This window comes from Tardiphaga sp. vice154, assembly GCF_007018645.1.
Classification (GTDB): domain Bacteria; phylum Pseudomonadota; class Alphaproteobacteria; order Rhizobiales; family Xanthobacteraceae; genus Tardiphaga.
On record NZ_CP041399.1, the window covers coordinates 2,385,966 to 2,407,557 of the forward strand.

At 65.8% G+C, this 21,592-nt stretch carries 19 protein-coding genes; 15 read left to right on the forward strand and 4 right to left on the reverse strand.

Annotated features, from left to right (window positions below; genetic code table 11):
* The first annotated feature begins 3 nt into the window (after positions 1-3).
* The 4 genes from FIU28_RS11115 (at position 4) to FIU28_RS11130 (ending at position 5,277) form a co-directional block, all read left to right on the forward strand.
* The gene (locus FIU28_RS11115; RefSeq protein ID WP_143573026.1) at positions 4-1,401 is read left to right on the forward strand and encodes an aldehyde dehydrogenase family protein; all 1,398 of its coding nucleotides are present in this window, start codon (positions 4-6) and stop codon (positions 1,399-1,401) included.
* A gap of 243 nt (positions 1,402-1,644) precedes the next feature.
* Positions 1,645-2,745, forward strand: a complete 1,101-nt coding sequence (gene ccmI / locus FIU28_RS11120) for a c-type cytochrome biogenesis protein CcmI (protein ID WP_143573027.1) — start codon at positions 1,645-1,647, stop codon at positions 2,743-2,745.
* Positions 2,746-2,806: 61 nt separating this feature from the next.
* The gene (gene ccmE, locus FIU28_RS11125) at positions 2,807-3,298 is read left to right on the forward strand and encodes a cytochrome c maturation protein CcmE (protein WP_143573028.1); all 492 of its coding nucleotides are present in this window, start codon (positions 2,807-2,809) and stop codon (positions 3,296-3,298) included.
* Positions 3,295-5,277, forward strand: a complete 1,983-nt coding sequence (locus tag FIU28_RS11130; protein WP_143573029.1) for a heme lyase CcmF/NrfE family subunit — start codon at positions 3,295-3,297, stop codon at positions 5,275-5,277. Before ccmE ends, FIU28_RS11130 begins: the two co-directional genes overlap by 4 nt.
* A gap of 3 nt (positions 5,278-5,280) precedes the next feature.
* Here the strand turns inward: FIU28_RS11130 and FIU28_RS11135 are convergent, their stop codons facing one another.
* Together FIU28_RS11135 and FIU28_RS11140 are read right to left on the reverse strand one after the other, a co-directional pair.
* A complete protein-coding gene (locus FIU28_RS11135; protein WP_143573030.1) occupies positions 5,281-5,748 on the reverse strand; it encodes a helix-turn-helix transcriptional regulator in 468 nt (155 codons plus the stop codon).
* Positions 5,749-5,757: 9 nt separating this feature from the next.
* A complete protein-coding gene (locus tag FIU28_RS11140) occupies positions 5,758-5,958 on the reverse strand; it encodes a type II toxin-antitoxin system RelE/ParE family toxin (RefSeq protein ID WP_246660946.1) in 201 nt (66 codons plus the stop codon).
* A 60-nt stretch (positions 5,959-6,018) separates the two neighbouring features.
* Between FIU28_RS11140 and FIU28_RS11145 the strand changes: the two genes are divergently transcribed.
* Complete coding sequence (locus FIU28_RS11145; protein WP_143573032.1) at positions 6,019-6,510, forward strand: cytochrome c-type biogenesis protein; 492 nt, start codon at positions 6,019-6,021, stop codon at positions 6,508-6,510.
* Here FIU28_RS11145 and FIU28_RS11150 read toward each other — a convergent pair.
* Complete coding sequence (locus tag FIU28_RS11150; protein ID WP_143573033.1) at positions 6,507-7,184, reverse strand: uridine kinase; 678 nt, start codon at positions 7,182-7,184, stop codon at positions 6,507-6,509. The genes FIU28_RS11145 and FIU28_RS11150 overlap by 4 nt on opposite strands.
* A 426-nt stretch (positions 7,185-7,610) precedes the next feature.
* On the opposite strand from FIU28_RS11150, the gene FIU28_RS11155 reads away from it, so the two are divergent.
* The 3 genes from FIU28_RS11155 to FIU28_RS11165 all read left to right on the forward strand — a co-directional run bounded on the left by FIU28_RS11155 (position 7,611) and on the right by FIU28_RS11165 (position 12,015).
* Complete coding sequence (locus tag FIU28_RS11155; protein WP_143573034.1) at positions 7,611-9,233, forward strand: ABC-F family ATP-binding cassette domain-containing protein; 1,623 nt, start codon at positions 7,611-7,613, stop codon at positions 9,231-9,233.
* 203 nt (positions 9,234-9,436) lie between these two features.
* The gene (locus tag FIU28_RS11160; protein WP_143573035.1) at positions 9,437-11,035 is read left to right on the forward strand and encodes a Do family serine endopeptidase; all 1,599 of its coding nucleotides are present in this window, start codon (positions 9,437-9,439) and stop codon (positions 11,033-11,035) included.
* Positions 11,036-11,334: 299 nt separating this feature from the next.
* Positions 11,335-12,015, forward strand: a complete 681-nt coding sequence (locus FIU28_RS11165) for a response regulator transcription factor (protein ID WP_210245498.1) — start codon at positions 11,335-11,337, stop codon at positions 12,013-12,015.
* A 60-nt stretch (positions 12,016-12,075) separates the two neighbouring features.
* Here FIU28_RS11165 and FIU28_RS11170 read toward each other — a convergent pair whose 3' ends face one another.
* Complete coding sequence (locus tag FIU28_RS11170) at positions 12,076-12,480, reverse strand: DUF4174 domain-containing protein (RefSeq protein WP_143573036.1); 405 nt, start codon at positions 12,478-12,480, stop codon at positions 12,076-12,078.
* Positions 12,481-12,850: 370 nt separating this feature from the next.
* On the opposite strand from FIU28_RS11170, the gene frdA reads away from it, so the two are divergent.
* From frdA to FIU28_RS11205, 7 genes are all read left to right on the forward strand, one after another.
* A complete protein-coding gene (gene frdA / locus FIU28_RS11175; protein ID WP_143573037.1) occupies positions 12,851-14,671 on the forward strand; it encodes a fumarate reductase (quinol) flavoprotein subunit in 1,821 nt (606 codons plus the stop codon).
* On the forward strand, positions 14,664-15,425 hold the full coding sequence (locus FIU28_RS11180; RefSeq protein WP_143573038.1) for a succinate dehydrogenase/fumarate reductase iron-sulfur subunit: 762 nt from the start codon (positions 14,664-14,666) through the stop codon (positions 15,423-15,425). Before frdA ends, FIU28_RS11180 begins: the two co-directional genes overlap by 8 nt.
* Positions 15,422-15,826 carry a fumarate reductase subunit C gene (locus tag FIU28_RS11185; RefSeq protein ID WP_143573039.1) on the forward strand — a complete coding sequence of 135 codons (405 nt, stop codon included), beginning with the start codon at positions 15,422-15,424 and terminating at the stop codon, positions 15,824-15,826. Before FIU28_RS11180 ends, FIU28_RS11185 begins: the two co-directional genes overlap by 4 nt.
* Positions 15,823-16,209 carry a fumarate reductase subunit FrdD gene (gene frdD, locus FIU28_RS11190; protein ID WP_143573040.1) on the forward strand — a complete coding sequence of 129 codons (387 nt, stop codon included), beginning with the start codon at positions 15,823-15,825 and terminating at the stop codon, positions 16,207-16,209. The genes FIU28_RS11185 and frdD overlap by 4 nt, the downstream gene beginning before the upstream one ends.
* Positions 16,210-16,250: 41 nt before the next feature.
* Positions 16,251-16,946, forward strand: coding sequence for a rhodoquinone biosynthesis methyltransferase RquA (gene rquA, locus FIU28_RS11195; RefSeq protein ID WP_143573041.1), 696 nt, complete (start codon positions 16,251-16,253; stop codon positions 16,944-16,946).
* A gap of 161 nt (positions 16,947-17,107) precedes the next feature.
* Positions 17,108-18,571, forward strand: coding sequence for a sensor histidine kinase (locus FIU28_RS11200; RefSeq protein WP_143573042.1), 1,464 nt, complete (start codon positions 17,108-17,110; stop codon positions 18,569-18,571).
* Positions 18,568-21,534, forward strand: coding sequence for a bifunctional [glutamine synthetase] adenylyltransferase/[glutamine synthetase]-adenylyl-L-tyrosine phosphorylase (locus FIU28_RS11205; protein ID WP_143573043.1), 2,967 nt, complete (start codon positions 18,568-18,570; stop codon positions 21,532-21,534). The genes FIU28_RS11200 and FIU28_RS11205 overlap by 4 nt, the downstream gene beginning before the upstream one ends.
* The last annotated feature ends 58 nt before the right edge of the window (positions 21,535-21,592 follow it).

The following is a 21,592-nucleotide window of genomic DNA, read 5'->3' on the forward strand; positions in this document are numbered from 1 at the left end:
GACATGATCGCCCAATCGACCTCGGCCCCCGCTGTCCAGCCCGCCTTCGACGGCCTGCGCGCCGCGTTCCTGCTCGACGGAGGCCTGACGCTCGACCAGCGTCGCGGCGCGCTGAAGGCGTTGCGGCGAAGCCTCATCGATCACGCCGATGCCTATGTCGCCGCCATCGATGCGGATTTCCGCGGACGGTCGCGGCACGAGACGTTGCTCACGGAAGTCGTGGTCGTGCTGTCGGCCATCGACGATACGCTGCCCAGGCTGAAGCGCTGGGCCGCGGCGAAAAAGATCCGGCTCGGTTTTCCGTTCTGGCCCGCTGCCGGTGAAATCCGGCCGCAACCGCGAGGCGTCGCCGGAATCGTGGCGCCCTCCAACTATCCGCTGCAACTGACCTTGATGCCGTTGATCGGTGCGCTGTCGGCCGGATGCCGGACGTTGATCAAGCCGTCCGAACTGACGCCGCGCACCGCCGACCTCATCGCATCCCATCTCGGCAAGACCTTCGATCCGTCGGTCGTGGCGGTGGTGACGGGCGATGCCGAGGTGGCCCGGGCCGTGACCGAGCTGCCGCTGGATTTGCTGTTGTTCACCGGCTCGTCGCGCGTCGGCGCCGTCGTGGCGCAGGCCGCGGCACGGCAGATGACGCCCGTCATTCTGGAACTGGGCGGCAAGTCGCCGGTGGTCATCGACCGCAGCGCGGATCTCGACATGGCTGCTCAGTCGATCATGGCGGGCAAGTTGATCAATGCCGGGCAGACCTGCGTGGCACCTGACTATGTCCTGGTGCCGCGCGAGAGCAAGGATGCATTGATCGCCGCGCTGCGGCGCGCTGCAGCCAGCCTGTATCCTCAGCCGGAAAACGGCGATTATTCCGCGATCGGGTCCGACCGGGCGCTGTCGCGCCAGCACGATCTGGAGAACAACCAGCGCGTCATTCCGTTGTTCGATGCGGCGGTGGCGGCGCCGCGCCATACGCCGAAAGTGATCGACGCGCCGTCGCCCGACAGCGCCGTCATGCAGGAAGAGATCTTCGGGCCGCTGCTTCCCGTGATCGCCTATGACGACATCGAGGAAGCCACGGCGACCATTCGCGGGCTGCCGTCGGCGCTCGTCATCTACTGGTTCGGTGAGGTCAACGATCGCCTTGACGCGCTGATCTCGCGGACGCAATCGGGAGCCGTCAGTATCAACGAAACGGTCCTGTACGCCGGCATCAGCGCGTTGCCGTTCGGCGGGATCGGCCCTTCCGGCTGGGGGCGCTATCATGGCAAGGCGGGTTTCGATTCATTTTCGCACGAGCGCGTCCTGTTCCGCCAACCCCGATGGAACATCGCGAAAATGATGCGACCGCCCTTTGGAACGCGCGCGGACGGCATCCTGAAGCTTCTGCTCCGCAACAAGTAGCCAATCGGACCGTGAATTCCGCGACGGTGTTCCCGGTTCTCGGCGTTCATCGAAGCGCCGCCTGCTGCTTGAACTTCATCAGAGGTCTCTGCCGAACCCGCCGCCTGGGCCCTACACGTTGATTCACATCAACTTTTCCCTCACGCAGTGCCGTAAATGTCAATTGCGCGGCCGGTTCAGAAATGGTGTAACCCGACCCGTGACGACCGCTTTGAGGCGGTGACACCGGGACGGAAACTGTCGATGACGCTGTGGTTTGTGTTCGCGCTGATGACCGCCGCGGCGATCTTTGCCGTGCTGTGGCCGCTCGGCCGGGCGCGCTCGACGGCCGGCGGCACCGAGGCCGCGGTCTACAAGGACCAGTTGGCCGAGGTCGGCCGCGATGCGGAGATCGGGCTGATCGGCCCGAATGAAGCCACCGCCGCCCGGGTCGAGATCAGCCGCAGGCTGCTCGCCGCCGACGAGGCCGAACGCGCGGTTCCCGCCAAGAACCGCCCGATCTTTCGCCGCGCTGTCGCGCTGGTTGCGCTGATCGGACTGCCGCTGATCGCCGTGGCGTTTTATGGACGGCTCGGCTCGCCCGATATGCCTGACGTCCCGCTGGCGTCGCGCAGCCAGACGCCTACCGTGGCGCAGCCGCTCGATAATCTGGTGGCGCAGGTGCAGGCGCATCTCGAACAGAACCCGACCGACGGCCGCGGCTGGAACGTGCTGGCGCCGGTGCTGGTCAAGCTCGGTCGTTTCGACGAGGCGGTCGCCGCCTACCGCAACGCCATCGCCCATGCCGGCGACAGCCCCGGCCGCCGTGCCGATCTCGGCGAGGCCATCGCGGCCGCCGCCAATGGCGTGATCACCGCCGACGCCAAGGCCGAATTCGAACGCGCGGTGGCGCAAGACGCCAATGAGGTCAAGGCGCGCTACTTCCTCGGGCTTGCCGCCGAGCAGGATGGCCGCAATCAGGACGCCGCCGCGATCTGGGGCGGCATGCTCGCCAAGGCGCCGGCGGACGCGCCGTGGCGCACGACGGTGCAGGCCGCGCTGGCGCGGGTCGGCGGCCCCGCGCTGCCGGCGCTGTCCAGCGAGACGATGGCTGCGGCGCAGGGCATGGAAGCGGGCGACCGCAACGCGATGGTGCTGGGCATGGTCGATCGCCTCGCCACGCGCCTGAAGCAGGATGGCAGCGACGTCGAGGGATGGTTGCGGCTGGTGCGTGCCTATATTGTGCTGGGCGATCGCGACAAGGCGAAGGGCGCGCTGATCGAGGCACGCCAGGCGGTCGGCACCGACGCCGGCAAGCTGCAGCAGCTCAACGACGGGCTCAAGAGCTTCGGATTTGACGGGTAAGCATGATGCCGAAAAGTGTGCAGCGGTTTTCGGATGACATCATGCTTCTTGAGAGGCAATCATGACTCGCAAGCAACGACGATTGACGATGATCGGGGGCGCGCTGGTGGTTCTGGCGATCGCCGCCGGGCTGGTGCTCAACGCGCTCAGTTCCTCCATCGTGTTCTTCTCGACGCCGACCATGGCGATGGAAAAGCAGCCGCCGGTCGGCAAGCGCTTCCGGCTCGGCGGCATGGTCGAGCAGGGCTCCCTGGTGCGCGGCGACAATCTGGCGATCAGTTTCAAGGTGTCGGACGGCGGCGCGACGTTGCCGGTGACCTACAAGGGCATCCTGCCCGACCTGTTCCGCGAGGGGCAGGGCGTGGTCACCGAAGGCGCGCTGGATGCGTCCGGTGTGTTCAGGGCCGATACCGTGCTGGCCAAGCATGACGAGAACTACATGCCGAAGGAAGTCGCCGACGCGCTGAAGAAGCAGGGAAGGTGGCAGGAAGGCGAGGGCGGCAAGCCGGTCGCGACGAGCGCGCCGAACGCGCCTGCGAGTATCACGCGATGATCGCCGAAGCAGGTCACTACGCATTGGTGCTGGCGCTGGCGCTGGCGCTGATCCAGTCGACGGTGCCGATCCTCGGCACGCAATTGCGCGATCCCGCGCTGATGAACGTCGGCCGCTCGACCGCGCTGGCGCAGCTGCTGTTCGTCGGGCTGTCGTTCGCCGCGCTGACGGCGCTGTACATCACGTCGGATTTCTCCGTCGCCAACGTCGTCGAGAACTCGCATTCGTCAAAGCCGCTGCTCTACAAGATCACCGGCGTATGGGGGAACCACGAAGGCTCGATGCTGCTGTGGGTCTCGATCCTGGCGCTGTTCGGCGGCCTCGTCGCCGCCTTCGGCAACAACCTGCCGCTGACGCTGCGCGCCAATGTGCTGGCAGTGCAGGGCTGGATCGCCAGCGCGTTCTATCTGTTCATCCTGATGACCTCGAACCCGTTTTTGCGCCTAGCCAATCCGCCGATCGAGGGCCGCGACCTCAATCCGGTGCTGCAGGATATCGGCCTCGCGGTGCATCCGCCGATGCTCTATCTCGGCTATGTCGGCTTCTCGATCTCGTTCTCCTTCGCCGTCGCCGCTTTGATGGAAGGCCGCATCGACGCCGCCTGGGCGCGCTGGGTGCGGCCGTGGACGCTGGTGGCGTGGGTGTTCCTCACGCTCGGCATCGCGATGGGCTCGTACTGGGCCTATTATGAACTCGGCTGGGGCGGCTGGTGGTTCTGGGACCCGGTCGAGAACGCCTCCTTGATGCCGTGGCTGGCCGGCACCGCGCTGCTGCATTCCGCGGTGGTGATGGAGAAGCGCAATGCGCTCAAGGTCTGGACCATCTTGCTGGCGATCCTGACGTTCTCGCTGTCGCTGCTCGGCACTTTCCTGGTGCGCTCCGGCGTGCTGACCTCGGTGCATGCTTTTGCCACCGATCCGACGCGCGGCGTGTTCATCCTGATGATCCTGTGCTTCTTCATCGGCGGCAGCCTGATGCTGTACATGTGGCGGGCGCACGCGCTGAAGCAGGGCGGACTGTTCGCGCCGATCTCGCGCGAGGGCGCATTGGTGCTGAACAACCTGTTCCTCACCACTGCCTGCGCCACGGTGTTCGTCGGCACGCTGTATCCGCTGGCGCTGGAGATGATCACCGGCGCCAAGATCTCGGTCGGCGCGCCGTTCTTCAACCTGACCTTCGGCCCGCTGTTCGTGCCGCTGCTATTGGCGGTGCCGTTTGGGCCGCTGCTGGCGTGGAAGCGCGGCGATCTCGCCGGCGTCGCGCAGCGGCTGATGGCCGCCGGCATCGCCGCCCTCGTCGCGGTGGCGATGGTGTGGGCCTGGACCTCGGGCGGCGCGGCGCTGGCGCCGCTGGCGATCGGCCTTGCGGTATTCGTGATCGCCGGCGCCGTCACCGATATCGCCGAGCGCGTCAGCCTGTTCCGGGCGCCCCTCGGCACGACATGGCGCCGCGCCCGCGGCCTGCCGCGCTCGACCTGGGGCACGGCCTTCGCCCATGCCGGGGTTGGCGTGGCGTTGATCGGCATCGTCTGCGAAACGACCTGGAACAGCGAATATATCGGCACGCTGAAGCCGACCGACACCGCGAAACTCGCCGGCTATGAGTTGCGGCTCGACGACATCACGCAACGGCGCGCCGAGAATTTCCAGGAGATGCTGGCGCATTTCACGATTCGGCTGAACGGCGACGTAATCGGCACGCTGTCGCCGTCGAAGCGCAACTTTACCGCGCGGCAATCCTCGACCACCGAAGCAGCGCTGCTGTCGCGCGGCTTCAGCCAGATCTACATCTCGCTCGGCGATACCGCGGCCGATGGCGGCCTTGCGGTTCGGATCTATCACAAGCCGATGGTGCTGTTGATCTGGTTCGGCCCGCTGCTGATGGCGTTCGGCGGGCTGCTGTCGCTGTCGGATCGCCGCCTGCGCGTCGGCGCGCCGAAGCCCGCGAAAGCCTCGCGCGCGCTGCAGCCGGCGGAGTGAGAGTCAGCGCTGCCCTCGCAACCGCTTCATGCCCGCGATCACTGATTTGCGGCGAGCAAAACGTTCCGGCTCTGCCTCTTGGTCGGTGACTGCAATGGGATCCAGACAATCCAGCGGCACGTCGAGCGCCTTCGCGAGTTTACGATGCAGGGCGATCGGGCCTTTCCGCTTGCCGGTTTCGAGGTCGGACAGATAGTTCTGCGTGATCTGCACGCCTTCGGCGGTGGCCAGATCAGCCTGCGTCATGCCGCGAAACTGCCGCAGCACCCGGATCGGGTTCTCGCCATTGGCCAATTGCTGAACGACCGAAAGCGGCAGGCGCACTCCCTTGTCCCGCTTCGCCTTCGCAACGAGCCTTGCGGTCCCGATGTCCTCCTCGGCTTCGTTCGACAGGACCATCAGGCGCTCGTACTCCGCGCGGGGAATGATCGCGACCTCGCCGGAGGGCGTTTTCCTGAATTCGACTTTCATTGCTTCACCTCAGTCGTAAATTTCTCGTCGATGGCCAACGGCAATGACAACAATCTCGTCGAATTCCTGATAGAAGATGACGCGATAATCTCCCACCCGGAGCCGTGCACCATCTTGTCCTTTCAGCTTTTTCACGTCGCCTTGTCCGGTTCGCGCAAAAACCTCGAGCTTGGCCAGAATGCGCTCGCGCAACTGCTGGGGCAGCTTCATCCATTGCCGTCTCGCGGGCGGCTCAAAGACGACCGAAGGCATGGGCAGAAAAATCGCATTATGCGATATTTTTGTCAAGTCCTGCTGTTGCTATCCATCGCGTTCGCGGCCCCCGCTTACGCCGTGCAGCCCGACGAGATCCTCGCCAATCCCGCGCAGGAATCCCGCGCCCGCGAATTGTCGCGCGAGCTGCGCTGCATGGTGTGCCAGAACCAGTCGATCGACGATTCCGATGCGCCTTTGGCGCGCGACCTGCGCCTGCTGGTACGCGAGCGGATCACCGCCGGTGACAGCAACAGCCAGGTGATGGATTTCCTGGTCGCGCGCTACGGCGAGTTCGTGTTGCTGAAGCCGCGCTTCGAACTGCAGACGCTGTTGCTGTGGCTGCTGACCCCGGTGCTGCTGCTGGGTGGCGGCGTGGCGCTGTGGCGCAGCTACCGGCGCCGCCCCGTGGTCGAGACCGGCGCCGACGGTACGCCGCTGACGCTCACCGCCGACGAGGAAGCCCGCCTGGAGCGGGTGCTGGGCGGCGAGGCGGAAAAGCAGTCCTAGGTCGCACCACGCTCCCTGGATGCTGGATCTACGATCGCGGGCGCTGCAAGATCGTTGTTGTCCACGACCACGGTGGCATGGGTCTCCGGCGCGCATGTGCTCAAATAGATCCTTTGCCCTTCCACGTATCTACGATTGGAGGCGGCCAACGGATCCGGGGAGGTGCCGTCCCTGATCGCGTTGCGTGCAATTGAGACCGCAAAATCGACACGCAGGAAGATCGACGCGTCCCAACAGCGGCGTAACTCCGGCCGATGCAGAAAGATGCCGTCCAGTAACAGAATCGATCCAGGAGGAGCGTCCTGCGCGGCGAATGGGACGCCTGTGTCAGAGTGGAGATCGAACGCCGCGACGCAGTATCGGCCGCTGCCGCTGGGACCGAGCGGGGTCAGAAGATATTGCTTCAATAAAGTATAGTTATACGAATCCTCGAAAAATCCGATCGGGGACTGCCTGCCTTGCGCATAGCGAACCTCCTTCGGGTTGTGAAAGCGATCGACGGACGCCCTGATGACGGGCCTGTCTAGATCGCGCACGATATCGGCAAGCTCGTCTGCAAAGGTTGTCTTCCCTGCGCCGTCGACGCCGTCGATGGCGATCCGCGCTATCCTGTCCGGTGCGGCCTCTGCTGCCATGCTGGCGATCGCGGCGAGCAGGTCAATACGTTGCGGCATTCTGCGACCCTTGGGTGTGAAAAAAGCAGCCGTCATTCAACCGATAATCTCAGCCAAGCTGGGAAGAAAGCTCCTTGGCTGCGTGCTGTGCGCCTCTGGCGGACAAGCGAACGTACTCATGGCCGATGGTGTGAAGGATCGGCCATTCGGGCGCGCTCGCAGGCGAGGCAGCGGCTATCCTGTGCCATAAGGCGGCCGAACGCTGTCCCGGCCCGACCCCCAAGGCACGCTTTCCATGACGCCGCTGACGCTCACCGCCGACGAGGAAGCCCGCCTGGAGCGGGTGCTGGCCGGGTCGGGCGCCGACAAGCCCTGATCCCGCGCCGCGCGCCGGGGGCTGCCACCAATCTGATCCCCCTTCGCAGCCGCAATGTGCCATAAGGCGGCCCAAACCTTCTCCCGAATACCGCCAAGGCACGCCCCCATATGATCCGTCTCGACAATATCTCCAAGCAGAATGGCCATCAGATCCTGTTCATCGAGGCCTCCGCGGCACTGCTGAAGGGCGAGAAGATCGGGCTGGTCGGCCCCAACGGCGCCGGCAAGACCACTTTGTTCCGCATGATTACCGGCCGCGAGCTGCCCGACGAGGGCCAGGTCGTGGTCGAGCGCAATGTCTCGATCGGCTATTTCAGCCAGGACGTCGGCGAGATGGAAGGCCGCAGCGCGGTCGCCGAGGTGATGAACGGCGTGGGCCCGGTCAGCGAGGTCGCCACCGAGCTGAAGGCGCTGGAAACGGCGATGGGCGATCCCGACAGGATCGACGAGATGGACGCCATCATCGAACGCTACGGCGAGGTGCAGGCGCGCTTCGAGGAGCTCGATGGCTATGCGCTGGAAGGCCGCGCCCGCGAAGTGTTGTCGGGTCTTTCGTTCAGCCAGGAGATGATGGACGGCGACGTCGGCAAATTGTCCGGCGGCTGGAAGATGCGTGTGGCGCTGGCGCAGATCCTGCTGCGGCGGCCCGACGTGATGCTGCTCGACGAGCCTTCCAACCATCTCGATCTCGAAAGCCTGATCTGGCTCGAACAGTTCCTGAAAGGTTATGAAGGCGCGCTCTTGATGACCTCGCATGACCGCGAGTTCATCAACCGCATCATCAACAAGGTGGTCGAGATCGACGGCGGCGGGCTGACCACCTATGGCGGCAACTACGAGTTCTACGAGCAGCAGCGCGCGCTGGCCGAAAAGCAGCAGCAGGCGCAGTTTGAGCGCCAGCAGGCGATGCTGGCGAAGGAGATCTCCTTCATCGAGCGCTTCAAGGCGCGCGCCTCCCATGCCGCCCAGGTGCAGAGCCGCGTCAAGAAGCTCGACAAGATCGAGCGCGTGGTGCCGCCGAAGCGACGGCAGGCGGTGTCGTTCGACTTCCTGCCGGCGCCGCGCTCTGGCGAGGACGTCGTCAGCCTGAAGAACGTCCACAAGGGCTATGGTAGCCGCACGATTTATGAAGGACTGGACTTCTCGATCCGCCGCCGCGAGCGCTGGGCGGTGATGGGGATCAACGGTGCCGGCAAGTCGACGCTGTTGAAGCTGGTGACCGGGACGACCGTGCCCGATGACGGCCAGGTGGCGCTCGGCGGCAGCGTCAAGATGGGCTATTTCGCGCAGCACGCCATGGAGCTGCTGGACGGCGAGCGCACCGTGTTCCAGTCGCTGGAAGATGCGTTTCCGCAGGCCGGGCAGGGCTCCTTGCGTGCGCTGGCCGGCTGCTTCGGCTTTTCCGGCGACGACGTCGAGAAGCGCTGCCGCGTATTGTCAGGCGGCGAGAAGGCGCGGCTTGTGATGGCGCTGATGCTGTTCGATCCGCCGAATTTTCTGGTGCTCGACGAGCCGACCAACCATCTCGATCTCGCCACCAAGGAAATGCTGATCACGGCGTTGTCGCAATATGAGGGCACCATGCTGTTCGTCTCGCATGACCGCCACTTCCTCGCCGCCCTCTCCAACCGCGTGCTGGAGCTGACGCCCGACGGCATCCACCAGTACGGCGGTGGGTATACGGAATATGTAGCTAGGAGCGGCCAGGAAGCACCGGGGCTGCGCAGCTAGTCTTGCGAGATCAGCCTGCGAAAATCTGCTTCCCGCACGGAAATCAGGAATTCCGGCGGGAGCGTCTGCGACCTCCCGCCGCACGCCTGCCGCGCTGCATTACCAAAGCTTAATGCCCTCGCCAGTGCGCGGTAAGGTGGCAAGTCCCATCTTCGGATCACACGGTGCCCTTGCCCCCCGCACCTTCTATCCGGAGATTTTCGATGACCGACCAGACGCCCGATTTCAACCAGATGCCTTCCTACAAGCCGGTCCGCCGCCCGCTGTTCGCTGCGCGAAAAATTGCGCTGATGGCCTCCGTGGTGGCCGGCCTCGGCGTTGCCGCCTATGGCCTGAGCCCGGCGCCGCACGACGTCTTTTCGACCGCAGCGCATGCGCAGGTCGACAAGCAGGTCAAGGCGCAGGCTGCGGCTCCGGTCGGCTTTGCCGACATCGTCGAGCGCGTCAAACCGTCGGTGATCTCGGTCAAGGTCAACATGAAGGAGAAGGTGTCGTCGCGCGAGGACGGCAATGGCGGCAATGAGGATTCGCCGTTCCAGCCGGGTTCGCCGATGGAGCGTTTCTTCAAGCGCTTCGGCCAGGACGGCATGCCGCCGGGTATGCGCGGCGCCCCGCGCGGCGGCGGCCGTGGCGGTGTCGTCAGCGGCCAGGGCTCCGGCTTCTTCGTCTCGGCGGACGGCTTTGCCGTGACCAACAACCATGTCGTCGACGGCGCCGACAAGGTCGAGGTCACCACCGATGGCGGCCAGACCTACACCGCCAAGGTGATCGGCACCGACCCGCGCACCGACCTCGCGCTGATCAAGGTCGAGGGCGGCAGCAACTTCCCGTTCGCCAAATTGTCGGAAACCAAGCCGCGGATCGGCGACTGGGTACTGGCGGTCGGCAATCCGTTCGGCCTCGGCGGCACCGTGACCTCCGGCATCGTCTCGGCCAGTGGTCGCGACATCGGCTCCGGCCCGTATGATGATTTCATCCAGATCGACGCCGCGGTGAACAAGGGCAATTCCGGCGGCCCCGCGTTCGACACCTCCGGCGAAGTGATGGGCGTCAACACGGCGATCTACTCGCCGTCCGGCGGCAGCGTCGGCATCGCGTTCTCGATTCCCGCCTCCACCGTGCAGACAGTGATCACCCAGCTCAAGGACAAGGGCAGCGTCAGCCGCGGCTGGATCGGCGTGCAGATCCAGCCGGTGACGCAGGACATCGCCGACAGCCTCGGCCTGAAGAAGGCCGAAGGCGCGCTGGTGGCGGAGCCGCAGGCCGATGGTCCGGCGGCGAAGGCCGGCATCCAGTCGGGTGACGTCATCACCGCGGTGAATGGCACCCCGGTCAAGGATGCCCGTGAACTCGCCCGCACCATCGGCGGCTTCGCGCCGGGCAATTCGGTCAAGATCAACGTGCTGCAGAAGGGCCAGGACAAGGTTCTGACCCTGACGCTGGGCCAGCTGCCGAACACGGTGGAAGCCAAGGCCGATCTCGACCAGGGCGATCGCGGCAACTCGTCCCGCGGCACCAATGAGCCGCGGCTCGGCCTGACGGTGGCCCCGTCGAGCAGTGTCGCCGGCGCCGGCCGCGATGGCGTCGTGGTGACCGAGGTCGATCCGAAGAGCCCCGCGGCGGAGCGTGGCTTCAAGGAAGGCGACGTCATTCTCGAAGTCGCCGGCAAGAATGTCACCAGCCCCGGTGACGTGCGCGAGGCGATCGTCGCCGCGCGTAACGACAACAAGAACAGCGTGCTGATCCGGGTTCGCTCCGGCGGTTCCTCGCGCTTCGTCGCGGTCCCGCTCGCCAAAGGCTGATCCGAATTAGGCATCACTAACGGAGAGTGCCGGACGCATGTCGCCCCCGCCGACGGCACTTTCCCAGGGAGCGGGCCACAAGCTCGTTCCCGTCCAACCCCTTCCGCGCGAAGCGCCCCCTTCGTGCGGAAGGCATCAGCGGGCGGTGAAGTTTCCCCCAGCTTCACCGCCTGTTTCCTTCCTCGTTTGCGGGACGACGCAAGAGGCATCCCGCCGCCTTGCATGAAAGCCCGGTGCGCGCCATGTTGACCGAGTTGTCCAAGACACCGCCTGACACCGCAACGGAATCCCCTCGCCAGATGCGATTGCTCATCATCGAAGACGACCGCGAATCCGCCGACTACCTGGTCAAGGCGTTTCGCGAGGTCGGCCACATCGCCGACCACGCCAGCGATGGCGACGAAGGCTTTGCGCTGGCCGACAGCGGTGACTACGACGTGCTGGTGGTCGATCGCATGCTGCCCAAGCGCGACGGGCTGTCGGTGATCGGCGGCTTGCGCGAGAAGGGCAATCACACCCCGGCGCTGATCCTGTCGGCGCTCGGCCAGGTCGATGACCGCATCAAGGGCCTGCGCGCCGGCGGCGATGACTACCTGCCGAAGCCCTATGCCTTTGCCGAGCTGCTGGCGCGCGTCGAGGTGCTGTCACGGCGCAATGGCGGCCCCACCGAAGAGACCAGCTACCGCGTCGGCGACCTCGAACTCGACCGCCTGTCGCATCGCGTCACCCGCGGCACCGAAGAACTGACGCTGCAGCCGCGCGAGTTCCGGTTGCTCGAATATCTGATGAAGCACGCCGGCCAGGTCGTGACCCGCACCATGCTGCTGGAGAACGTCTGGGACTATCATTTCGACCCGCAGACCAACGTCATCGACGTTCACATCTCGCGGCTGCGCAGCAAGATCGACAAGGGTTTTGAACGCCCGCTGCTGCACACCATCCGCGGCGCGGGCTATATGATCCGGGACGGCGTGAAGTAGGGCGTCGCCTGTATTGAAGCCGCGCTGGTCTGACGCGGCTATCTTGCCACCAAAGCCGTTCTAGCGCCGCATCTCGTCGCGGCGCATTGGCATGGCGTCTACCTTCCCGAACAATTCCGCGGCGCTGAACGGCTTTGTCGAGGATGCCGCCGTGTTGCCATCCTTGCCGACCAGCAAAACTTTAAACGCCTTGTCGTCTGCGCCGAGCTGAGCGCGAATTCCGCGCGCGCGCTCGTCGTCGCCGGCGGCTTCGATCAGCACGATCTGGCGCTCTGCCATGCCCTTTGCATTCTGCTCGAAGATGCGGCGCTGCGCGACCAGATTGCCGTCCTGGCGGCTCGGCGCCACCACCACCAGCACGCGATTCTTCCAGCGATAGCCGGCCAGCGGCGTGTCCCTGGCCTCCGCGGGCAGGGCCGCTCCCAGCGAAAGGCCCAGAACCAGGGCTGTGGTGACGCGCTTCATCGTGGATTCTCCTGAAAGCATTCAACCATTGGCGGCGATCGTGGTCTACGGCGCGGCGATGGCTGCCGACGAACGCGCAGGCTTCAGGCAAACGCCGGGCGTCAGGCCGCGTTCCCCTAATGCGTCATGCGCGGCGTGTTGAGCGAGATCAATCGGCATGACCGCTAGCGTGCTTATGATTGTGCAGGGCAGCAGACATTCCGACGCTACAGGAACCAGATGAACGTGCACTCCTCGCGTGGTGACCACGAGTCGTTCCAGCCTTCGGGCGCGAGCGACGGTACCTGCCACATCATGCCGGATACCTCTTGCCGGGCAATTCCCCTGCCGGCGCCGCGCCGGCCCTGCGTTCTCATCGATCGGAAGACAAATGCACCATTTTGACGCCGATGTCCTGATCCTCGGCGCCGGCGGCGCCGGCCTGCGGGCGGCGATCGCCGCGGCCGAATCCGCGCCCGAACTGACCGTCGCGCTGGTCTCCAAAGTGTATCCGATGCGCAGCCACACGGTGGCGGCGGAGGGCGGCTCGGCCGGCGTGGTGCAAGCCCACGACACGCTCGACAATCATTTCAACGACACCGTTTCCGGCGGCGACTGGCTGTGCGAGCAGGACGTTGTCGAGTACTTCGTCGAGCATTGCACGCGCGAGATGGTGCAGCTCGAACATTGGGGCTGCCCGTGGAGCCGAAAGCCGGACGGTAATATCAATGTCCGTGCGTTCGGCGGCATGAAGATAGAGCGCACCTGGTTCGCCGCCGATCGCAGCGGCTTCCACATCCTGCACACCCTGTTCCAGACCTCGACGCGGTTTCCCTCGATCAAGCGGTTCGACGAATTCTTCTGCGTCGATCTTCTGGTGGAGGACGGCCGCATCCACGGCGCTGTGATGCTGTCGCTGGCGACCGGTGAATTCACTACCATCCATGCCCGCGCGGTCGTCGTCGCCACGGGCGGGGCAGGGCGTGCGTTCCGGCAGAACACCAATGGCGGCATCGTCACCGGCGACGGCATGGCGATGGCCTATCGCCACGGCGTGCCGCTGCGCGACATGGAGTTCGTGCAGTATCACCCGACCTGCCTGCCGGGCACCGGCATTCTCATTACCGAGGCGTGCCGAGGCGAGGGCGGCTTCCTGCTCAACAAGGACGGCCGGCGCTATCTTGAGGATTACGGCCTCGGGCCGGCGGATCCCAAGCCGCGTAACAAATATATGGAGCTCGGCCCGCGCGACCGGCTCAGCCAGGCGTTCTGGCACGAGCAGCGCAAGGGCAACACCGTGACGACGCCGCAGGGCGAAGCGGTGATGCTGGACCTGCGCCATCTCGGCCGCGCCAAGATTCTGGAGCGGCTGCCGCTGATCGCCGAACTGGCGGAGAAATTCATGGGCGTCGATCCGGCGGAGGCGCCGATCCCGGTGCGCCCGGCCGTGCACTACACGATGGGCGGCATCGAGGTCGACATCAACACCGCCTCGCCGCTGGCCGGGCTGTATGCCGCCGGCGAATGCTCCAGCGTCGGCATTCACGGCGCCAACCGGCTCGGCTCCAACTCGCTGGCCGAACTCTCCGTGTTCGGCCGCGTCGCCGGCGAACAGGCCGCGCTCTTTGCGCGCGGCAGCTCGGCGGCGCGCCGCTCCGATCTCGCCGGAGCCGTCGAGGCCAAGGCCTTGGCGCTGCTCGACCAGAAGGGGCAGGGCGAGCATCACGCGAAGCTGCGCGCCGAAATGGGCGCCAGCATGGAGAAGGGCTGCGGCATCTATCGGCTCGGGCCGGAAATGCAGGAGACCTGCGACAAGCTCGGCGAACTCAAGCAACGCTATGCCGGCGTCACGCTGGAAGACAAGTCGCGCGCCTGGAATACCGACTGGGTGACCGCCATCGAACTCGGCTTCCAGCTCGACGTCGCGCAGGCGATGGCGCATTCGGCGGTGGCCCGCACCGAGTCACGCGGCGCGCACCAGCGGCTCGACGGCTATGAGACGCGCGACGACGCCAACTTCCTGCGCCACAGCCTGGCGCACTATCAAGGCGATGCCGCGCCCGCGATCACCTACCAGGCGGTGAAGATCACCAAGTCGCCGCCCGGGCAGCGCGCCTATGGCGCGGCCGGCGAGCACGAAGAAGCTGCACAAAAGGGAGTGCCTGTAAACGCGCCGCGCGCCCCCGATTCCAAGGACGCTGCGAATGTCTGACACCATCACCCCCACCAAGACGATCGAACTGCGCGTGCTGCGCTATCGTCCGGCCTCCGACGAGGAGCCGGTGTTCGTCAGCTACAAGGTGCCGTACACCGACGACATGTCGGTGCTGCAGGCGCTGCAGACCATCAAGGACACCCAGGACGGCACGCTGTCGTTCCGCTGGTCGTGCCGGATGGCGATCTGCGGCAGCTGCGGCATGATGGTGAACGGCGAGCCGATGCTGGCCTGCAACACCTTCGTGCGCGATCTGCCCGGCGGCGTGGCGACCGTCGAGCCGTTGCAGAACTTCCCGATCGAGCGCGACCTCGTGGTGTCGGTCGGCGATTTCGTCAAGAAGATCGAGAGCATCTATCCCTTCATCATTCCGAAGGCCGAGAAGCGGATCGAGGACGGCGCCTATCTGCAGACGCCGGCGCAGATGGCTGCCTATGAATCCTTCAGCGACTGCATCAACTGCATGCTGTGCTACGCGGCGTGCCCGCAATTCGGCGCCAATCCCGACTTCATCGGGCCGGGCGCGATGGCCATGCTGCAACGCTACAACAGCGACTCGCGCGACGGCGGCAAGCAGTTGCGGCTCGACCAGATCCATGGCGAGGACGGCGTGTGGTCGTGCACCGCGGTCGGCATCTGCTCGGACGTCTGCCCGAAGTCGGTCGATCCCGCCAATGCCGTCAACCAGAACAAGACCAACAGCGCGCTCGACTTCTTCCTGCACGCGGTGCGATCGGGAGCCCCGTCATGAGCGAGCGTCGTCCGTATCACCGCGTCCAGCCGCGTAACTGGTGGGCGCAGAAGCCCTATCGCGCCTATACGCTGCGCGAACTGACCGGCGTCGGCGTCGCACTTTATGGCGCGATCCTGCTCGCAGGCCTCGTCTGTCTGTGGCGCGGCCCCGCGGCCTTTGAGGCCTATCGCCAGTGGGCCACCAGCAATGGCGCGTTGCTGCTGCATCTGGTGCTGCTCGCCGTGATGCTCTGGCATGTCATGACCTGGTTCCAGATCCTGCCGAAGACGATGCCGAAACTGATCCTCGGCGGCCACCTCGTTGCGCCATCGACCATGACCGCGGTGGCACTGGCTTTCGCGGTCGCCTGTTCGATCGGCCTGCTTGTCGTGGTCATCATCATCGGAGCGCTGTCGTGAAACAGACCACCCTTGTTCGGCCCGCGCCGAAACGTACCAACGCCCCGGTGTTCTGGCTGCTGTTCGGCGCCGGCGGCATGCTGTCGGCGCTGTTCGGCCCGGCGCTGATCGTCATCACCGGATTCATGATGCCGCGCGGCTGGGGACTGCCAGCCAATTTTGCGGACTATGACCACGTATTGGCATTCGCGCAGAATCCGTTCGCCAAGCTCGTGCTGCTGGCGGTGATCGCGCTGTTCTTCTGGCATGGCGCGGAGCGGATATTCCTGACCCTCAAGGACATGCGCGCCGGCCCTCTCTCCATACTGCGACTGATGACGTACGGCGTCGCTGCCGTGCTGACGCTGGCGACGGCCGTCGTCCTGCTGGGCATCGGATTTTGAACGGCCTTGCCATCCTATCCATTCCCCAGGGGGACCTAGACGTGCTTGATATCACTTCCGGAGAACTGGCCGCCAAGCCTGTTCCCGCCTATCTGCGCGATGTCTACACCTGGGCCTATCTGACGCCGTGGCTCACCCATATCCTCGATCGGCAAGTCGTGGTTCAGGCCATTCTGTGGGGCAACGCGCAGCGCCTGATCGACGACGTGCTGGCGGCGGTGAAGCCCGGCGACCGGATTTTCCAGCCGGCAGCCGTCTACGGCAACTTCTCCCGCCAGATCGCCGAACAGATCGGCCGCCGCGGCCGTCTTGAAGTGCGCGATATCGCACCGCTGCAGGTCGAGCTGACGCGCGACAAGCTGCTGGGCCTGTCGCAAGCCAATGTCGCGCGCGGCGATGCCGCCGACCCCGAGCAAAGGGAGTTCGACGTCGTGACGTGCTTCTTCCTGCTCCATGAGGTGCCCGACGACGTCAAGCTGCAGATCGTCCCGGCGATGCTGAAGCTGGTGAGGCCAGGGGGGCGGGTCATCTTCGTCGATTATCACAAGCCGAACCGCTGGCATCCGCTGAAACCGCTAATGCATCAGGTGTTCACCTGGCTCGAACCGTTTGCGCTGGCGATGTGGTCGAAGGAGATCGAGCAATACGCCGGACCGGTCGCGGGCGGCTTCCGCTGGAGCAAGCGCACGCGCTTCAACGGCATGTATCAGGTGGTGATCGCGGAGCGCTCCGCTTAGCTGTCCGATGTGCGGACAGTCTGGGCGTCCGCTTTAACCCATCACCGGCTCGGCCGCACATTACCAACCTCTCATAATCCCGCCCTGTCGGTTGCAGCGGCCGGCTGGTAGTATGACCGAGCGCCCGGCGCCGCCGGCCGCATAGTCCCTGAGAGTTGTTCGTGACGGCATTCGGTAAACTCATTCGCACCACGGCGTTTCGCCTGACGCTGGCCTATCTGCTGCTGTTCGCGCTGTTTGCGGCGTCGCTGCTGGGCTATTTTGCCTGGAACACGCGGCGGCTGATCAATGAGCAGATCACCACCACGGTCGATGCGGAGATCAGCGAGCTCAGCGACCTGTTCGGCCGCCGCGGCCTGCGCGGTATCGTGTTCGCGATCGAGAACCGCGCGCTACGGCCCGGCGCCAATCTCTATCTGGTCACCACGCCGGCCGGGCAGTCGATCGCCGGCAATGTCGCCTCGCTGGAGCCGGGCGTGATGGCCTCGACCGGCTGGTCCGAAACGATGTACCGCCGGCTCGACGACCAGGAGACGATGAACCACCACGCTTTGGTGCGGGTCGAACAATTGAGCAGCGGCTTTCGGCTCTTGATCGGTCACGACCTTGAGGAACGGCGGCGGCTGTTCGGCATCGTCGCCAATGCCGCGCAATGGTCGGTGCTGATCGTCGTCGTGCTGGGCCTGGGCGGCGGTATCTTCGTGGCGCGCCGCGTGCTGCGCCGGATCGACGCCATGACCGCCACCACGCAGGGCATCATGGCCGGCGACCTGTCCGGCCGGCTGCCGGTAGGGCGCTCCGGCGACGAGCTCGACCGGCTGGCTGAAAACCTCAACGCGATGCTGGCGCGGATCGAGACGCTGATGACCGGGCTGAAGGAAGTCTCCGATAACATCGCGCATGATCTGAAGACGCCGCTGACGCGGTTGCGAAACCGCGCCGAGGAGGCGCTGGCGCGGTCCGGCAACGAGGCGGAATACCGCGCGGCGCTGGAGCGTACCATCGAGGAGTCCGACGGGCTGATCCGCACCTTCAACGCGCTGCTGATGATCGCGCGCGCCGAGTCCGGCCAGGCGCGTGGAAACATGGACGATTTCGACGTCGCCGAAGTCGCCGAAGGCATTCAGGAACTCTACGAGCCACTGGCCGAGGATTCCGGGCTGACGCTGAACGTCAAGGCGTCGCCGGCGCGGCTGCATGGCAACCGCGAACTGGTCAGTCAGGCGCTCGCCAATCTGGTCGAGAATGCCATCAAATACGGCCGGCCGGATGCCGCCCAGCCGCCCGGTACCAATTCGGCTCCGGTTCCCGGCGCGCATGAAATTCTGATCGAGGCGCAGCGCGACGGCGACGAGGTGCGGCTCAGCGTCACCGATCATGGGCCGGGCATTCCCGAGGCCGATCGCAAGCACGCGGTCGAGCGTTTCGTTCGGCTGGAGGCCAGCCGCACCCAGCCGGGATCGGGGCTCGGCCTCAGCCTGGCGTCTGCGGTCGCGACCCTGCATGGTGGCGCGCTCGAACTCGGCGACGGCCATCCCGGCCTGCGCGCCACGCTGGTGTTGCCCATCGTCGTCCGCGAAGGCCTTGCGGCCCAAACATCGAATGTGCCACAGAAGCAGGCATGAATTCATCCGCGACAGACGATGCCGGCCAGTTCCATCTGGCCGCGCATTTCGTCAGCGCACCTCAACTGTCTGCACCCGATGCCGCCGAGCAACGGTTTGCGGCCTGGCTCGATGACATCGAGCCGGCGCAGGCCGAAGAGTTGCGTGCCGCCGTCGTGTCATTCCCCGTCGCCCGCGCGATCCTGCTCGGCATTGCCGAAGCGTCTCCGTATCTGTTCGACCTGATCCGCGCCGATCCCGCGCGTACGCTGCGGCTGCTGCGCTGCGAACCCGACGCCCATCTCGCCGCGCTGATCGCGCAGACCGCGCGTGACGTTGCCGCAAGCGGCGACGATGCGCGTGTGATGCAGTCGCTGCGGCGGCTGAAGGCCGAGGCCGCGCTGCTGATCGCCTTGTGCGACATCGGCGGCCTCTGGCCGGTGATGCGGGTGACCCGGGCGCTGACCGACCTCGCCGACATCGCCGTGCAATCCGCCTTGCGCTATCTGCTGTGCCAGGAGGCGGCGCGCGGCCGGCTGCTGCCGCGCGACACCGAACAGCCGGAAGCCGGCAGCGGGTTGATCGTGCTGGCGATGGGCAAGATGGGCGCCGGCGAGCTGAACTATTCCAGCGACATCGACCTGATCGTGTTCTTCGATCTCGAGGCGCATGCGCTTGGCCCCGACGTCGAGCCCCAGCCGTTCTTCGTTCGCGTCGCGCAGGGCCTGTCGCGGCTGCTGCAGCAGCGCACCGGCGACGGCTACGTGTTCCGCGTCGATCTGCGGCTGCGCCCCGATCCGGCCTCGACGCCGGTGGCGGTCTCGACCGCCTCGGCGCTGCACTACTACGAGCGCGAGGGACGCACCTGGGAGCGCGCGGCGATGATCAAGGCGCGGCTGTGCGCCGGCGACGAGGCAGCGGGCGCGTTGCTGCTGTCGGAGATCGCGCCGTTCGTGTGGCGCAAGCATCTCGACTTTGCCGCGCTCGCCGACGTCCACGACATGAAGCGGCAGATGCAGACCTTTCGCGGCCAGAGCGAGATCTCTGTCGAGGGCCACAACGTCAAGATCGGCCGCGGCGGCATCCGCGAGATCGAGTTTTTCGCGCAGACCCAGCAATTGATCGCCGGCGGCCGGCATCCGGAACTGCGCGTGCGCCCGACGCTCGAGGCCCTGGCGATCCTGGCGGAGAGTAACTGGATCACCTTTGCGGCCCGCGACGAACTGACCGAGGCCTACGGCTTCCTTCGAGGCGTCGAGCACCGCTTGCAGATGGTCGCCGACGAGCAGACCCATACGCTGCCGGACAGCGCCGAGGCGATGGAGCGCTTCGCGCGCTTTTTCGGCCATACCGACCGCGCCTCGTTCGCGCGCGAATTGCTGAAGCGGCTCGATTGCGTGCAGGGCCATTACAGCCGGCTGTTCGAGGGCGACCCGGCCGGCGACATGCAGTTGCCGGACATCGACTACAGCACCGGGCCGACCGACCCGCGACTGCTCGACCATCTCGCAAAACTCGGTTTCAAGAAGCCGCTGATGGTGGCGGAAACGCTGCAGCACTGGACCGCCGGCGAGTACCGCGTGCTGAAGATCGAGACGACGCGGCAGGCGCTGATCGACTTCATCCCGGCGCTGATCGCCGGCCTCGTCAAGGCCGAAGAGCCGGACAACGCGCTGATCGCCTTCGACCAGCTGCTGCAGGCGCTGCACCGCGGCGGCCGGCTCATTTCGCTACTCAGCCAGAACCGCGACCTGGTGGCGCTGGTGGCTCTCGTGCTCGGCGCCGCCCCCCGGCTCGGCGACATGCTGGCGCGGCAGCCGCAGATCTTGGACGGGCTGATCGATCCGCGCTTCTTCGGCGCGATGCCCGACCAGCATGAACTGTCGCTGCGCTTAGCGGCCACCCTGCAGGACGCCAATTCCTACGAGGAATTTCTCGACCGGCTGCGATTGTTCGGGCAGGAGAGCCTGTTCCTGATCGGCACCCGCATCCTGTCCGGCACGGTCACGGCGCCGCAGGCGAGTCTCGCCTTTGCCGACGTTGCGGAGGGCATCGCGCATACGCTGCACGGTCTGGTGGTCGATCAGTTCGCCACCCAGCACGGCCGCGTCAAGGGTCAGCAGACCGCGATCCTGGCGATGGGCAAGCTCGGCAGCCGCGAGATGACGGCATCGTCCGATCTCGACCTGATCCTGATCTATGATTTCGACAGCGAGGCGCCGGACTCCGACGGGCCGCGCCCGCTGCACGGCTCGCAATATTTCGCGCGGCTGACGCAGCGGCTGATCTCGGCGTTCCGCATCAAGACCAATTACGGCGTCTTGTACGATGTCGACATGCGGCTGCGCCCGTCGGGCCGCGCCGGTCCGCTGGCATCGCGGATCGATTCTTTCGCCGACTACCAGCAGAGCGAGGCCTGGACCTGGGAGCACATGGCGCTGACTCGCGCGCGGGTGATCTCGGCGCTGCCGGAATTCCGCGCCCGGATCGAGGGTGTGATCCGTGACGTGCTGACGCGCTCGCGCGTCGCTGCGGTGATCGCCACCGACGTCGCCGAAATGCGCGACGCCATCGCCGAGGAAAAGGGCGACGGCGATATCTGGGACCTCAAATATGTCGCCGGCGGCATGGTCGATATCGAATTCATCGCGCAATATCTGCAACTGGTGCACGCCGCCGAGACGCCTGCGCTTCTCAGCGTCTCGACTCAGCAGGTGCTGGAGAATGCCGCGCGCCTCGGCGTGTTGCCGCCGGCGGCTGCCGACGTGCTGCGCCCGGCGGCGCGGCTGTATCACGACCTCACGCAGATCCTCCGGCTGTGCGTCAGCAGCAAGTTCAAACCGGAGAGCGCCGGCGCCGACCTGTTGCGCATCCTGACCCGCGCCGGCGACGCACCGGACTTCTCCTCGCTGGAAGCGCAGTTGCGCGAAACTCAGGGCGAAGTGCGGCGGGTGTTCCGGATGATCGTGGTGGGCGAGGGGTAGGGCTGCGGTGCGCTTCCTTCCCTCTCCCAGCACTTGCGGGGCGAGGGTGGAGAAATGG